At 70.8% G+C, this 13,788-nt stretch carries 15 protein-coding genes; 8 read left to right on the plus strand and 7 right to left on the minus strand.

Annotated elements, in window-relative coordinates; translation table 11 throughout:
• Positions 1 to 8: 8 nt before the first annotated feature.
• On the minus strand, positions 9 to 1,160 hold the full coding sequence (gene hppD / locus OG490_RS13910) for a 4-hydroxyphenylpyruvate dioxygenase (RefSeq protein ID WP_330296603.1): 1,152 nt from the start codon (positions 1,158 to 1,160) through the stop codon (positions 9 to 11).
• A gap of 123 nt (positions 1,161 to 1,283) precedes the next feature.
• On the opposite strand from hppD, the gene OG490_RS13915 reads away from it, so the two are divergent.
• The 8 genes from OG490_RS13915 (at position 1,284) to OG490_RS13950 (ending at position 7,866) form a co-directional block, all read left to right on the plus strand.
• Complete coding sequence (locus OG490_RS13915; protein WP_330296604.1) at positions 1,284 to 1,754, plus strand: Lrp/AsnC family transcriptional regulator; 471 nt, start codon at positions 1,284 to 1,286, stop codon at positions 1,752 to 1,754.
• A gap of 41 nt (positions 1,755 to 1,795) precedes the next feature.
• Positions 1,796 to 2,443: an ABC transporter permease gene (locus OG490_RS13920; RefSeq protein WP_330296605.1), complete on the plus strand. Its 648-nt coding sequence runs from the start codon at positions 1,796 to 1,798 to the stop codon at positions 2,441 to 2,443.
• Positions 2,444 to 2,456: 13 nt separating this feature from the next.
• Complete coding sequence (locus tag OG490_RS13925; protein WP_330296606.1) at positions 2,457 to 3,734, plus strand: betaine/proline/choline family ABC transporter ATP-binding protein; 1,278 nt, start codon at positions 2,457 to 2,459, stop codon at positions 3,732 to 3,734.
• Complete coding sequence (locus tag OG490_RS13930; protein WP_330296607.1) at positions 3,731 to 4,588, plus strand: ABC transporter permease; 858 nt, start codon at positions 3,731 to 3,733, stop codon at positions 4,586 to 4,588. Before OG490_RS13925 ends, OG490_RS13930 begins: the two co-directional genes overlap by 4 nt.
• Entirely contained in the window at positions 4,589 to 5,581 is a 993-nt protein-coding gene (locus OG490_RS13935) for a glycine betaine ABC transporter substrate-binding protein (protein WP_330296608.1), read from the plus strand.
• Between the two features lie 78 nt (positions 5,582 to 5,659).
• Positions 5,660 to 6,304: an ArsR/SmtB family transcription factor gene (locus tag OG490_RS13940; protein ID WP_330296609.1), complete on the plus strand. Its 645-nt coding sequence runs from the start codon at positions 5,660 to 5,662 to the stop codon at positions 6,302 to 6,304.
• A gap of 27 nt (positions 6,305 to 6,331) precedes the next feature.
• Positions 6,332 to 6,577 carry a hypothetical protein gene (locus OG490_RS13945; RefSeq protein WP_330296610.1) on the plus strand — a complete coding sequence of 82 codons (246 nt, stop codon included), beginning with the start codon at positions 6,332 to 6,334 and terminating at the stop codon, positions 6,575 to 6,577.
• A complete protein-coding gene (locus tag OG490_RS13950; protein ID WP_330296611.1) occupies positions 6,574 to 7,866 on the plus strand; it encodes an MFS transporter in 1,293 nt (430 codons plus the stop codon). The genes OG490_RS13945 and OG490_RS13950 overlap by 4 nt, the downstream gene beginning before the upstream one ends.
• Here OG490_RS13950 and OG490_RS13955 read toward each other — a convergent pair.
• The 6 genes from OG490_RS13955 to OG490_RS13980 all read right to left on the minus strand — a co-directional run bounded on the left by OG490_RS13955 (position 7,796) and on the right by OG490_RS13980 (position 13,763).
• Complete coding sequence (locus OG490_RS13955; protein ID WP_330296612.1) at positions 7,796 to 8,593, minus strand: S16 family serine protease; 798 nt, start codon at positions 8,591 to 8,593, stop codon at positions 7,796 to 7,798. The two genes, OG490_RS13950 and OG490_RS13955, sit on opposite strands and share 71 nt — an antisense overlap.
• Before the next feature lie 110 nt (positions 8,594 to 8,703).
• Positions 8,704 to 9,345 (minus strand): IclR family transcriptional regulator, encoded by a 642-nt coding sequence (locus OG490_RS13960; RefSeq protein WP_330296613.1) that lies wholly within the window; start codon positions 9,343 to 9,345, stop codon positions 8,704 to 8,706.
• 404 nt (positions 9,346 to 9,749) lie between these two features.
• Positions 9,750 to 11,534: a DEAD/DEAH box helicase gene (locus OG490_RS13965; RefSeq protein ID WP_330296614.1), complete on the minus strand. Its 1,785-nt coding sequence runs from the start codon at positions 11,532 to 11,534 to the stop codon at positions 9,750 to 9,752.
• Positions 11,535 to 11,679: 145 nt separating this feature from the next.
• Positions 11,680 to 12,051 carry a type II toxin-antitoxin system death-on-curing family toxin gene (locus OG490_RS13970; RefSeq protein ID WP_330296615.1) on the minus strand — a complete coding sequence of 124 codons (372 nt, stop codon included), beginning with the start codon at positions 12,049 to 12,051 and terminating at the stop codon, positions 11,680 to 11,682.
• Positions 12,048 to 12,245 (minus strand): plasmid mobilization protein, encoded by a 198-nt coding sequence (locus OG490_RS13975; RefSeq protein WP_053702279.1) that lies wholly within the window; start codon positions 12,243 to 12,245, stop codon positions 12,048 to 12,050. Before OG490_RS13975 ends, OG490_RS13970 begins: the two co-directional genes overlap by 4 nt.
• A gap of 42 nt (positions 12,246 to 12,287) precedes the next feature.
• Complete coding sequence (locus tag OG490_RS13980; protein ID WP_330296616.1) at positions 12,288 to 13,763, minus strand: MFS transporter; 1,476 nt, start codon at positions 13,761 to 13,763, stop codon at positions 12,288 to 12,290.
• Positions 13,764 to 13,788 lie beyond the last annotated feature (25 nt).

Raw genomic sequence — 13,788 nt, forward strand, 5'->3', positions numbered from 1 at the left:
CCCGCAATCTACAGATTGCCGCGCTTCTCCTGCTCCCGCTCGATCGCCTCGAACAGGGCCTTGAAGTTGCCCTTGCCGAAGCCCATCGAGCCGTGGCGCTCGATCATCTCGAAGAAGACCGTCGGACGGTCCTGCACCGGCTTCGTGAAGATCTGGAGCAGGTAGCCGTCCTCGTCGCGGTCGACGAGGATCTTCAGCTCGCGCAGGGTCTCGACCGGCACCCGGGTCTCGCCGGCCCACTCGCCGAGCGTGTCGTAGTACGAGTCGGGGGTGTCCAGGAAGGTCACGCCCGCGGCGCGCATCGCGCGCACGGTGGAGACGATGTCGTTCGTCGCGAGGGCGATGTGCTGGACGCCGGCCCCGCCGTAGAACTCCAGGTACTCGTCGATCTGCGACTTCTTCTTCGCGATCGCCGGCTCGTTGATCGGGAACTTGACCTTGAGCGTGCCGTCCGCGACGACCTTGGACATCAGCGCCGAGTACTCGGTGGCGATGTCGTCGCCGACGAATTCCTTCATGTTGGTGAAGCCCATGACCTTGTTGTAGAAGGCCACCCACTCGTTCATCCGGCCGAGCTCGACGTTGCCCACGCAGTGGTCGATGGCCTGGAAGGTCCGCTTGGCCGGGGGCTCGACCATCGGCTCGACGGCCACGTAGCCCGGCAGGTAGGGGCCGGTGTAGTCCACGCGCTCGACCAGCGTGTGACGGGTCTGGCCGTAGGTGGCGATGGCGGCGAGCACCACCGTGCCGTGCTCGTCCTTGACCTCGTACGGCTCGTCCAGACCGCGGGCGCCGTGCTCGACGGCGTACGCGTACGCCGCCCGTGCGTCCGGCACCTCGATCGCGAGGTCGACGACCCCGTCGCCGTGGTCGGCGACGTGCTCGGCGAGGAAGCGGCCACGGTCGGTGGACGCCTTGATGACCGAGGTGAGGACGAAGCGCGCGGCGCCGTTGGTCAGGACGTAGCTTGCCGTCTCGCGGGTGCCGTTCTCCGGTCCGGAGTAGGCCACGAGCTTCATGCCGAAGGCCGTCGAGTAGTAGTGCGCGGCCTGTTTGGCGTTGCCCACGGCGAAGACGACCGCGTCCATGCCCTTGACCGGGAAGGGGTCGGCCTTGCGCGCGGTGTGCGGGACGGTGTCGAGAGGCTGGGTCTCAGTCATGAGCGCAGAGTCCCGCCGTTCCACAAGATGCGCAATAGTTTCCATTTCTGCTGTACAAGCTGCACAGTCTGAGCCCAGGATGGTTGGAATATCTGCGCACTATGACCACCCCTGGAGGTGCCCGTGGGAATCGATGAACTCGACGGCCGGCTCATCGTGCTGCTCGCCCGGGAGCCCCGTATCGGGGTCCTGGAGGTCTCGCGGCGGCTCGGAGTGGCCCGCGGCACCGCGCAGGCCCGCCTCGACCGGCTTCAGTCGAATGGAGTCATCCGCGGCTTCGGCCCGCAGGTGGATCCGGCGGCCCTGGGATACCCCGTGACCGCCTTCGCCACGCTGGAGATCAAGCAGGGGCAAGGGGCCGACGTACGGGCCCACTTGGACGGGGTGCCGGAGGTGCTGGAGCTGCACACCACGACCGGGCACGGGGACATGCTCTGCCGGCTGGTGGCCCGGTCCAACGCGGACCTCCAGCGGGTGATCGACCGGGTTGTCGGGTTCGATGGCATCGTGAGGGCTTCGACCGCGATCGTCATGGAAAATCCCGTGCCCTTGCGGATCATCCCCCTGGTCGAGCAGGCGGCCCAGGACGACTGACCCGGGCGACCGGCCCGGGCGAAGGGGCACGGTGAGGCGGCGTGAGCTTCTGGAACTACCTGTCCAACCGCCACCAGCAGCTCCTCACCGACGCCCTCCAGCACGCCAGCGCGGTCTTCCAGTGCATGGTGATCGCGACCGTGCTCGGCATCGGGATCGGCGTCCTGACCTACCGCAGCGGCTGGGCCGGGAACCTCGCCGTCACCTCCACCTCCACGGTGCTGACCATCCCCTCCCTCGCCATGATCGGCCTGCTGATCCCGCTGGTCGGGCTCGGCGTCGCGCCGACCGTGATCGCCCTGACCCTGTACGGGCTGCTGCCCATCGTCCGCAACTCCATCGTGGGGCTGCGCGGGGTGGATCCGGCCCTGGTCGACGCCGCCAAGGGCATCGGGATGTCCCGCGCCGCCCGGCTCCTCAAGGTGGAACTGCCGCTCGCCTGGCCGCCGATCCTGACCGGGATCCGGGTCTCCACGCAGATGCTGATGGGCATCGCCGCCATCGCGGCCTACGCGTCCGGGCCGGGTCTGGGCAACGAGATCTTCCGCGGGATCGCCTCGCTCGGCAGCGCCAACGCCATCAACCAGGTCCTGGCCGGGACCCTGGGCGTGGTCGTCCTCGCCCTGCTCTTCGACGCCGCGTACGTCCTGCTCGGGCGTCTGACCATCCCTAGGGGAATCCGTGTCTGAGCCAGGGGAATCCGTGTCCGAGCCGACGGCGACGACCGAACCGACGCACAAGACCCACGCCACCTCCGGCGCCACCATCCAGCTGGAGAACCTCACCAAGCGCTACCCGGGCAACCCCAACCCCTCCGTCGACGACGTCTCGATGGAGATCAAGGCGGGCGAGACCGTGGTCTTCGTCGGTCCCTCCGGCTGCGGGAAGTCCACCACCCTCAAGATGATCAACCGGCTGATCGAGCCCACCTCCGGCCGGATCCGGATCGGCGACGAGGACGTCACCGACATGGACCCGGTCAAGCTGCGGCGCAAGATCGGGTACGCGATCCAGTCCTCCGGGCTCTTCCCGCACATGACGGTGGCCGAGAACATCGCCCTGGTCCCGAAGATGACCGGCTGGTCCAAGTCGCGGGTCAAGGACCGGGTGGAGGAGATGCTCGACCTGGTCGGCCTGGACCCCCGCGAGTTCCACGGCCGCTACCCGCGCCAGCTCTCCGGCGGCCAGCAGCAGCGCGTGGGCGTGGCGCGGGCCCTGGCCGCCGATCCGCCCGTCCTGCTGATGGACGAGCCCTTCGGCGCCGTCGACCCCATCACCCGCGACCACCTCCAGGACGAGCTGATCCGGCTCCAGCACGAACTGCACAAGACGATCGTCTTCGTCACCCACGACTTCGACGAGGCCATCAAGCTCGGCGACCGGATCGCCGTCCTGCGCGAGCGCTCGCACATCGCGCAGTTCGACACCCCCGAGGCCATCCTCACCAACCCCGCCGACGACTTCGTCTCCGGATTCGTCGGGGCCGGCGCGGCCCTCAAACGGCTCAACCTGACCCGCGTGCGGGACGTGGAGATCGCCGACTTCCCGACCGTGTCCGTGGACGATCCGCTCCAGCAGATCTTCAACACCCTGCGCACCGGCCAGGGCAACGAGCTCTTGATGCTGGACCGGCGCGGGCGCCCGTACAAATGGCTGCGCCGCGGCGACCTCATGCGCGCCAAGGGCTCCCTCGCACGGGCCGGTCAGCTCGTGCACGACACGGTGACCCGGGACGCGACCCTGCACGACGCCCTGGAGGCGGTCCTCATCGACAGCGGCGGCCGGGTCGCCGTGACCGGGCGGCGCGGCGAGTACATCGGGGTCGTGGACATGGAGACCTTGATGAACTCCGTCCACGAAATGCTGGAGGCCGACCGGCTGGCGGCCGCCGAGCACGCGCACGACCTGGAGGAACTGCGCCACCACCGCGTCGAGCGGGACCTGGAGGGGCTGACGGACGACGGCACGGCCGACTCATGAGCCCGAGGAATCCGCTCACCCCCGAACGCCCGCCGGGTGAACACGAGGTCAGGGGCGTCGTCTTCCGCGACGAGGAGCTCGTCGAACCGCGGCAGGAGCCCTCCGCGCCGCCCCGGCGCGCGTCGCGGATCACCTGGGCCAAGCTGGTGACCCTGCCGCTGGTGCTCGCGCTGGTGCTGCTGGCCACCTACCTGTGGATCACCAACACCACCCTCGACACGATCGCCGAGAACTCCCTCGCGGGCGGCAACGTCCAGCTCCGGCTGTGGCAGCACGTGAAGCTCACCGCCGTCTCCACCTTCTGGGTGCTGGTCATCGCGATCCCGCTCGGCATCGCCCTCACCCGGCGCGGCCTGCGCAGGGCGGCCCCGCTGGTCACCGCGATCGCCAACATCGGGCAGGCCACGCCCGCCATCGGACTGCTGGCCCTGCTGGTCATCTGGCTCGGCATCGGCCCGTCGACCGCGATCATCGGCATGGTGGCCTACGCCGTCCTGCCCGTGCTGTCGAACACCGTCGCCGGGCTGCGGGCCATCGACCCGCAGCTGGTGGAGGCCGCCCGCGGGATCGGGATGTCCTCCATGGGGACGCTGGCCAAGGTGGAACTGCCGCTGGCCGTCCCGCTGATCCTGGCAGGCGTGCGGACCGCCCTCGTCCTCAACGTCGGCACCGCGACCCTGGCCACCTTCGGCGGCGGTGGCGGCCTGGGCGACCTGATCACCTCCGGGATCCAGACGCAGCGGATGCCGGTGCTGGTGCTGGGCTCGGTGCTGACGGTGGCCCTCGCCCTGTTCGTGGACTGGCTGGCCTCGCTCGCCGAGACGGTCCTGACCCCGCGCGGGCTGGAGGCGTAGATGCACAAGCTCGCCGCAGTGCGGACGGCCGCGGTCTCGGCGGCCCTGCTGCCGCTGCTGGCGGTGACGCTCGGGGGCTGCGGCCTCAAGAGCGGATCGCCGATGGTGGACGACGTCGTACCCGGCTCGGTCGGGCAGGGACTGCCCCTCAAGGGCGCCTCGCTCACGGTCACTTCGAAGAACTTCAGCGAGAACATCATCCTCGGCCAGATGATCGGCCTGGTCTTCAAGGCCGCCGGGGCGGAGGTGCTCGACCGCACCAACCTGCCCGGCTCGATCAGCGCGCGCGAGGCCGTCCGACAGGGCGACGCGGACGCGATGTACGAGTACACGGGCACGGCCTGGATCACCTACCTGGGCCACGACAAGCCGATCGAGGACCCGTACAAGCAGTGGGAGGCCGTGCGGGACGCGGACGTGAGGAACGGGGTGGCCTGGCTGCCCCCGTCCACGCTCAACAACACGTACACGCTGGCCATCAGCAAGAAGAACAACGCCAAGTACGGGCTGAAGACGATGTCGGACGTGGCGAGGCTGTCGAACGAGAACCCGTCGGCGGTGACCGTCTGCGTGGAGAACGAGTTCGCCTCGCGCGAGGACGGGCTGCCGGGGATGGAGAAGGCGTACGGGATGAAGATCCCGGCGGGCAACGTCATGAAGATGGACGCCGGGATCATCTACACCCAGGTCTCGAAGTCCGACTCCTGCCTGCTGGGCGAGGCCTTCACCACGGACGGCCGGATCAAGGCCATGGACCTGGACACGCTCGTGGACGACCGGCACTTCTTCCCCAACTACAACGCGGCGCCCGAACTGCACGCCAGGACCCTGGCCGAACACCCGGCGATCGCGGGGCTGCTGGACCCGGTGACGAAGCGGCTGACGACGCAGACCGCGCAGCGGCTCAACGCGATGGTGGACGTGGAGGGGCGGGACCCGCACGACGTGGCGAAGGAGTGGCTGGTCGGGGAGGGGTTCATCAAGGAGGGCTGAGTTCCAAAGGAACGGATGCAAAGAAGTAGTTGCAAAGAAACCCTTGCATAGACTTCTTTGCAACTCTACTGTTGAGGCATGCCCGAGAAGAACGCCGAAGCCGCCGGACCGCCCGTCCCTCCCGAACCCTCCGAGCCCGCCCGCCCCTCCAAGCCCGCCGAACCCGAGGTACGCCTGCTCGACGCCCAGTCGCTGCGCGGTCTGGCCCATCCGCTGCGCATCCGCCTGCTCGGCGCCCTGCGCAACGACGGTCCGGCCACGGCCTCCCAACTCGCGGAGCGGCTCGGCGAGTCCAGCGGGGCCACCAGCTACCACCTGCGCCAGCTGGCCGCGCACGGGTTCGTCGAGGACGCGCCCGGACACGGCAAGGGCCGCGAGCGCTGGTGGCGGGCCGCCCACGACGGCACGGCGTTCGACGAGTCCCTGGTCTTCGACGAGGACCCGGCCACCCGTGGCGCGGCCGAGGTCTTCCTGGCCGAGATCATGAAGATCCACACGCAGGAGCTGAGCAACTGGCTGGGCCAGACCCACAACTGGTCGGTGGAGTGGCGCCGGGGCTCCGACCTCAGCGACTTCACCCTGCAACTCACCGCCGCGCAGAGCCACGAGCTGATCCTCAAGATGCACGACCTGGTCAACAGCTACCGCGATCTGCCGCCGGAAGAGGGCATGGAAGCGGTCCGCTTCCACACGCACGCCTTCCCCCGCCGCGTCAGCGAGTAACCGCACCACACCCGAGGGAGTCCTGCCATGCACGCCTTCACCCACGACGAGATCCATTCCGGGCTCCACGCCACCCGCACCGCCGAGGCCGCCGCCTGGCGCCTGGGACGGGCAGCGGCCCTGGCCACCCCGCTCGCCCCCTCGGGGCCCGCCCTGCGCGACCGGCTCGGCGAGGCCCTGATCGCCGCCGGGATCCGGCTGATACGCCCCGCCCACCTGCACGCCCGCATCACCCGCGTCCCGTACCAGCAGGCGTACGGCGGCACTGCATGAGCCGCCGCCCCTTCCTCGCCGTCCTCGCCGCCAACACCATTTCCATCGCGGGCAGTTCGCTCACCCTGATCGGCGTCCCCTGGTTCGTGCTCCAGACCACGGGCAGCGCCGGCCGGGCCGGGATCGTCGCCTTCTGCGCCACCCTGCCCGTGGTCGTGGCCGCCCTCGTCGGCGGTCCGGTCATCGACCGGCTCGGCCGCCGCCGGGTCTCCGCCGCCTCCGACCTGATCTGCGCACTGACCGTCGGCGCGATACCCCTGCTGCACTACGCCGGGCTCCTGGAGTTCTGGATGCTGTGCGCGCTGATGGCCGTCGGCGGGCTCGTCCACACCCCCGGAATGACCGCGCGCTACGTCCTGCTCCCCCACCTCGCCGAGCACGCCGGCACCACCGTCGCCCGCGCCGCCAGCCTCTACGACGCCGTCTCGCGCGGGGCCCGCATGATCGGGGCCGCGCTGGCCGGCGTACTGATCACCACGGTCGGCGCCGGGTCCGTCCTGGTCCTCGACGCGGCCACCTTCGGGATATCGGCCCTGCTGGTCGCGGCCTTCCTGCGCGGGGTGCCGGCCGCCGAGCCGCAGAAGGCCGCCGGGAAGGTCTCGCTCGCCGGATACCGGGCCGAACTCGGCGAAGGCTGGCGGTTCCTGACCCGCACTCCGCTGCTGCTCGGCATCACCGCGATGGTGATGATGACCAACGGCATCGACCAGGGCTGGTCCTCGGTGCTGCTGCCCGTGCACGGCCGCGAAGCCCTCGGCGGCGCCACCACCCTGGGCCTGATGATCTCCCTGTTCGGCGGCTTCGCCCTGCTGGGGGCCCTGCTCTACGGAGCGTGGGGAGCACGGTTCCCCCGTAGGACGGTGTTCGCGGCGGCCTTCCTCATATGCGGAGCCCCCCGCTACTTCGTCGCCGCCTTCACCGACACCCCGCTGCCGCTCGCGGTGACCATGGCGCTGTCGGGACTGGGCGCGGGCGTCCTCAACCCGATCCTGACCACGGTGATGCTGGAGAAGGTCCCGGAGGCCCTGCGCAGCCGGGTCGCGGGGGTGACCACGGCCGGCTGCGAGCTGACGATGCCGCTGGGCGGGCTGGCCGCCGGGCTGCTCGTCGACGGGTTCGGGGTGACGCGGGCCCTGCTGGTCTTCGGCAGCCTCTACCTGCTCACCACGCTCTCCCCGGTGGTGTTCCCGGCCTGGCGCGGCCTGGAGGCCGCCGAGGTCAGCAGGACGGAACCGACTCGCCCTTCTGCAGAGCCCGCAGAGCGTTCACCGCATCCGTCAGCGAGGTGACGGGGACCAGCCGGAGCCCCTCGGGGAGTTCGGACCGCGCGTCCGAGCACTCCGCCGCCGGTACGAGGAACACGCTCGCCCCGTCGCGCCGGGCGGCCTGAGTCTTCAGGGCCACCCCGCCGACCGCGCCGACCTTGCCGTCCGCGTCGATGGTGCCGGTACCGGCGATGGTGCGGCCGCCGGTGAGGTCGCCGCCGCTGCCGTTCCCGTCGAGCTTGTCGACGATGCCGAGGGAGAAGAGCAGCCCGGCGCTCGGGCCGCCGACGTCGGCGAGGTTCAGCTCGACCTTGACGTCCTTCGGGTCCTTGTGGAGGTAGCCGAGCGCCGCCTCGGAGGCCGAGGACTGCGACTTGGTCATCTCCTCCAGGTTGTGTTCCTCGATCTGCTTGTCGCTTCCACCCGACGGGTACACGGCCTCCCGGGGCATGACCGCACGGGTGGTGTCGAACCAGTCCCCGACCAGCTCGGGCAGGGCGACGGAGGTGGAGGGCCCGGTGGCCTGGATGGTGGTCATCCGCAGCTGGCCCGTGGTCTCCCGGGTGGGCGCCCCCGTGACGACGATGACCTGCTTGCCGTCGCGGGAGCCGAGCACGTCGGCCGTGAGGCCGGGCTGCGCGATCACGAAGGGCAGCGGTGCGGCGGCCGCGACGGCGAACAGCGCGAGCACGGGCACGGCGCAGACGGCGAGGGCGGCGGGACGCGGCAGACGTGTGAGGCGAGAGAGCACCCGGCCAATCTAGCGTGGCCCCCCGCCAACGGGTCGAGCCGCGCCCCCGGTGGACGGGGGCGCGGCTCGGTGTTCCGGTGTTCCGATGGGGCAAGCGGGTCCCGCGCGGCTCAGCGCAGGGCGTCGGCCACCTCGCGGGCGGCGTCCACCACGCGCGGGCCGACCCGCTCGGGTACGGCGTCGGCCAGCATCACCACGCCCACGCTGCCCTCCAGCCCCGTGATGCCCACGAGAGGCGCCGCGGCCCCGCTGGCGCCCGCTTCGAGCTCCCCGCGGGTGATCGTGTAGCCGGGCTCGGTGAGCGTGCCCTGACGGGCGGCCAGGATGGCCCGGCCGGCGGCCCCGCGATCGAGCGGGTGGCGGAAGCCGGGCCGGTACGCGACGTGGTAGTCGGTCCAGGTCGGCTCCACGACGGCCACGGCGAGCGCTTCGGTTCCGTCCACGAGGGTCAGGTGCGCGGTGGCGCCTATGTCCTCGGCGAGGGAGCGCAGCGCCGGCAGGGCCGCCTCGCGCACCAGCGGGTGCACCTGCCGGCCCAGGCGCAGCACGCCGAGCCCGACGCGGGCGCGGCCGCCGAGGTCGCGGCGGACCAGGGCGTGCTGTTCGAGGGTGGCCAGGAGGCGGTAGACCACGGTGCGGTTCACACCGAGGCGGTTGGAGAGCTCGGTGACGGTCAGACCGTGGTCGGTGTCGGCGAGCAGTTTGAGAACTCGGAGTCCTCGGTCGAGAGTCTGGGAGGTTTCCGCGGTCACGACGCCTCTCCCTCTTTCGGTGGGCGGCGGTGACTCTCTGGATACAGCGCCGCCGGTCCCTCGGCGACGCACGGAGAGGCCGCCGGTAGCGGCCATGGCACCGGCTGCGCTCCCGCAGCGGCGCTGCCACGGGGCGTTCGATGCGGGGACAGTAGCGAGCTGGTCCGCTCAGCGGAAGGGCTCGTCCAGAATCCGGGCGCCTACTGCCGATTTATGCCGGTTGTGAACCGGGGTAGCTGTCATTTCGTGACCTCCGGAGTCTCGACGCCACCTTGAGACCGGTGCATCGCCCGAAGGGCTCCCGGACGGCCTCACCACGGGTGACCCGATGCCGGTACGAGGCCGGGGCGGGCGGGGGGCCGTACGAACATCCGCGCGACCCCCGCCGCACATTCCGTAGGAAATCACCGCATGCGGGTGGCCCACTCCTGGACCTTCTTGATCCGCTCCCGCAGCTGTCCCGCCGTGGCTTCCGCGCTCGGCGGCCCGCCGCACACGCGGCGCAGCTCCGTGTGGATCACCCCGTGCGGTTTGCCGCTCTGGTGGACGTACGCGCCCACCATCGTGTTCAGCGACTTCCGCAGCTCCAGCAGTTCCTTGTGCGAGACCACCGGCCGCCGGTCGGCCGGCAGCTCCAGCAGGTCCGCCTCCGAGTCCGGCTTGCGCTTGCTGTGCGCGATCTGCCGCGACTGCCGCTTCTGGAGCAGCATCTGCACCTGGTCCGGCTCCAGCAGGCCCGGGATGCCGAGGTAGTCCTGCTCCTCCTCGCTGCCCGGGTGCGCCTGCATGCCGAATTCGGCGCCGTCGTACAGGACCCGGTCGAAGACGGCGTCGGACTCCAGCGCCTCGAAGGACATCTGCTCCTCGTCGCCGGTGTCCTCGTCCTCCTGCTTGTTCGCCTCCTCCATCTCCTTCTCGGAGTCGGCGTACGGGTCCTCCTCGCCCTGCTTCTTCGGCTTGTCGAGGACGTGGTCGCGCTCGACTTCCATCTCGTTCGCGAAGCCCAGCAGGTAGGGAATGGTCGGCAGGAACACCGAGGCCGTCTCGCCGCGCCTGCGCGAACGCACGAAGCGCCCGACGGCCTGCGCGAAGAACAGCGGGGTCGAGATGGTGGTGGCGTACACGCCGACCGCGAGCCTCGGTACGTCGACGCCCTCGGACACCATGCGGACGGCGACCATCCAGCGGTCGTTGCTCGCGGCGAACTCGTCGATCCGCTTCGAGGCGCCCGTGTCGTCGGACAGTACGACGGTGGCCTTGGTCCCCGTGATCTCGCGGATCAGCTTGGCGTACGCGCGCGCCGAGTCCTGGTCGGCGGCGATGACGAGCCCGCCCGCGTCCGGGATGCCCTTCCTGACCTCGGTCAGCCGTTGGTCGGCGGCGCGCAGCACGTTCGGCATCCAGTCCCCGCGCGCGTCCAGCGCGGTGCGCCAGGCCTGGGAGATGGCGTCCTTGGTCATCGGCTCGCCGAGGCGCGCGGCGATCTCGTCGCCCGCCTTGGTGCGCCAGCGCATGTTGCCGCTGTAGGAGAGGAAGATGACCGGCCGGACGACGCCGTCGCCGAGCGCGTTCCCGTAGCCGTAGGTGTAGTCGGCGGAGGACCGCCGGATCCCGTCGTTCCCCTCCTCGTACGCCACGAAGGGGATCGGGTTCGTATCGGACCGGAAGGGCGTGCCGGTCAGCGCGAGCCGCCGGGTCGCCGGGTCGAAGGCTTCGAGGCAGGCCTCGCCCCAGGACTTGGAGTCACCGGCATGGTGGATCTCGTCGAGGATCACCAGGGTCTTGCGCTGCTCGCACCGGTTGCGGTGCAGCATCGGCCGCACGCCCACACCCGCGTACGTGATCGCGACGCCGTGGTAGTCCTTGCTGAGCGGACCGGCGGAGTACTCCGGGTCCAGCCGGATGCCTATCCGGGCGGCGGCTTCCGCCCACTGCTTCTTGAGGTGCTCGGTCGGCGCGACGACGGTCACCTGCTGCACCACGTGGTGGTGGAGCAGCCACGAGGCGAGGGTCAGCGCGAAGGTGGTCTTGCCCGCGCCGGGGGTGGCGACGGCGAGGAAGTCGCGGGGCTGGGTCTCCAGGTACCGGTCCAGCGCACCCTGCTGCCAAGCTCGCAGGGCGCTGGCGGTACCCCACGGCGCGCGGCCGGGGAAGGCGGGTGAGAGGTGGTGGGAGGCGGTAGTAGTCACGGTCTCCGGTTCGGGCTCTCGGCGTATCTACTGGCACGGGCAGTCGTACGTAGGACAACCGGGCCACCTTACCGGCACGGGCCCGCCCCTCGCGGAGGGACAGGCCCGTGACCTCGGCGCGTGCGGTGAGCGTCACATCGGCGGGTCAGCGAGCGAACCGCGGTAGCTGCGCGGCGATCTTGGGTACGTCCAGCGAGCCCTGGCACACGGCCAGCACGAAGCTCTCGGCCTCGTCGACATCGAAGCCGGCGTCCAGGGGGTGGCCGTTCATGTGGAGGAAGACCCAGGTCGCGTACCAGGCGATGCGCTTGTTGCCGTCCACCAGGCCGTGGTTTCGGGCGAGCGACTCCATCAGCGCGGCGGCCTTCTCCCAGATGTCCGGGTAGGCGTCCTGACCGAACACGCTCGACTGGGGGCGCGCGAGCGCCGAGTCGAGCAGCCCGAAGTCGCGCACCTCACTGGTCCCGAGCCGCTCCGCGAGGTTCAGCACCTCGGGCAGGGTCAGGTAATGGGTCACGCAAGCCTCCGGTTCAGCTCGCCGCTGACCTTCAGGACGTGCTCGGCCGCCTCGTTGAACAGCCGGGAGTGTTCGTTTATGGCCCTGATCACCGCCTCGTGGGCGAAGGACTGCATGCTGCGGCCCTCCGCCTCGGCGCGCTCGCGCAGGGCGTCCAGCTCTTCTTCGGTGAACCTGACGTTGAGACCAGCCATGAGTCGATGGTACCGCGCGGTACCAGCCGGTGTCAGCCGGTGTCAGCCGGCTTTCGCGACCGGGGTCGCCGGTCGCACATCCAGCCGGGTGGCGACCCAGGCCCCCACCAGCGCCACGCAGGCCATCGGCAGGAAGACCACCACGAAGGCCGCCGGATGCGACGCACCGCCCCCCTCCGCCACGGAGTGCGCCGCGCCCACCGCGCCCCCGCCCAGCGCGGCGAAGGCCGCGCCGCCCGCCGCCAGCAGCACCACATTGGCCAGCGCGTCCGAGATCTGCAGCGCGGCGGAGTTCGCCCCCGCCTCCTCCGGCGCCGACAGCTTCAGCAGCAGCACGCTCGTGGAGCCGATCACCAGCCCCATCCCCAGACACCCCAGCGCCCACACCAGCGCCAGCGTCCACACCGGCACCCACTCCACCAGCACCGCCGGCGCCCCGGCCACGGCCGCCGCGACCATGACCATGCCCAGCACCATCAGCCGCTCCCGGTGCGGCACCATCCGCCCCTTCGACTGCACCCACGAGCCCAGCGCCCAGGTCACCCCGCCCAACGCGAGCGAGAACCCGGCCAGCGTCGGACTCAGCCCCCGCTGGGTGACCAGCATCAGCGGGACGAAGCTCTCCGCCGCGATGAACGACCCCGCCGCCACACCCCGCAGCAGCACCACCGACGGCAGCCCGCGCCGCGCCCGGTAGGTCCCGCGCGGCAGCAGCCCCAGCACGGCGGGCACCAGCAGAGCGGCCCCGGCCAGCCCCGGCACCAGCGACAGCCACCTCAGATCCTGCGCGGCGTACTGCAGCAGCCCCGCACCCGCCGAGATCCCGAGGGCGAGCCGGATCCGCCGCCGGTCGAACGCCACGGGCGCAGCCTCGGGATCCACCGGCCCCGACGCGCTCCGCCGTATCGCCGGCAGCGCCACCACGAGCGGTACGAAGACCAGCGCGGGTATCCCGAGGAAGACCCAGCGCCACCCGAGGTGCTCGGTGACGGTCCCCGCGGCCAACGGCCCGACGATCGACGGCACGACCCAGCTCGCGGCGAAGGCCGCCATGATCGCGGGCCGCAGCCGCTCCTCGTAGGCCCGGCTCACCACCACGTACAGCGCCACGATGACGAGCCCGCCGCCGAACCCCTGCACGGCCCGCCCCAGCACGAAGATCCACATCGTCCCGGCGGTCCCGGAACACACCAGCCCGGCGGCGAAGGCCCCGATCCCCACGGTCAGCGGCCGCAACGGCCCCTGCCGGTCGGCCCACTGCCCGGAGAGCACCATCCCGAAGAGGCTGGTCGTGAAGTAGGCGGAGAAGGCGAAGGCGTAGAGCCCGATCCCCTCCAGCTCCCGCGCGGCCACGGGCATCGCGGTCCCGACGGCGGTGGCTTCGAAGGCGATCAGAAAAATGACCGAAATGATCCCGATGCTGAGCGTCCGGTACGCGGCCCCGAAAATCCCGCCCTGCGGGTGGGGCGGGACGGGTGCGGGTACAGGTGCGGTGGCTCGCTGCGGGAGAACGCTCATCGCCTCAGAGTAAGGGGCATGACCA

The sequence above is a fragment of the Streptomyces sp. NBC_00503 genome (assembly GCF_036346895.1).
Taxonomy (GTDB): domain Bacteria; phylum Actinomycetota; class Actinomycetes; order Streptomycetales; family Streptomycetaceae; genus Streptomyces.

Bases quoted from the DNA above. Each gene is read 5' to 3' on its own strand.
- hppD (WP_330296603.1), bottom strand. From the start codon at position 1,160: ATGACTGAGACCCAGCCTCTCGACACCGTCCCGCACACCGCGCGCAAG.
- OG490_RS13930 (WP_330296607.1), top strand. From the start codon at position 3,731: ATGAGCCCGAGGAATCCGCTCACCCCCGAACGCCCGCCGGGTGAACAC.
- OG490_RS13935 (WP_330296608.1), top strand. From the start codon at position 4,589: ATGCACAAGCTCGCCGCAGTGCGGACGGCCGCGGTCTCGGCGGCCCTG.
- OG490_RS13940 (WP_330296609.1), top strand. From the start codon at position 5,660: ATGCCCGAGAAGAACGCCGAAGCCGCCGGACCGCCCGTCCCTCCCGAA.
- OG490_RS13945 (WP_330296610.1), top strand. From the start codon at position 6,332: ATGCACGCCTTCACCCACGACGAGATCCATTCCGGGCTCCACGCCACC.
- OG490_RS13950 (WP_330296611.1), top strand. From the start codon at position 6,574: ATGAGCCGCCGCCCCTTCCTCGCCGTCCTCGCCGCCAACACCATTTCC.
- OG490_RS13975 (WP_053702279.1), bottom strand. From the start codon at position 12,245: ATGGCTGGTCTCAACGTCAGGTTCACCGAAGAAGAGCTGGACGCCCTG.
- OG490_RS13980 (WP_330296616.1), bottom strand. From the start codon at position 13,763: ATGAGCGTTCTCCCGCAGCGAGCCACCGCACCTGTACCCGCACCCGTC.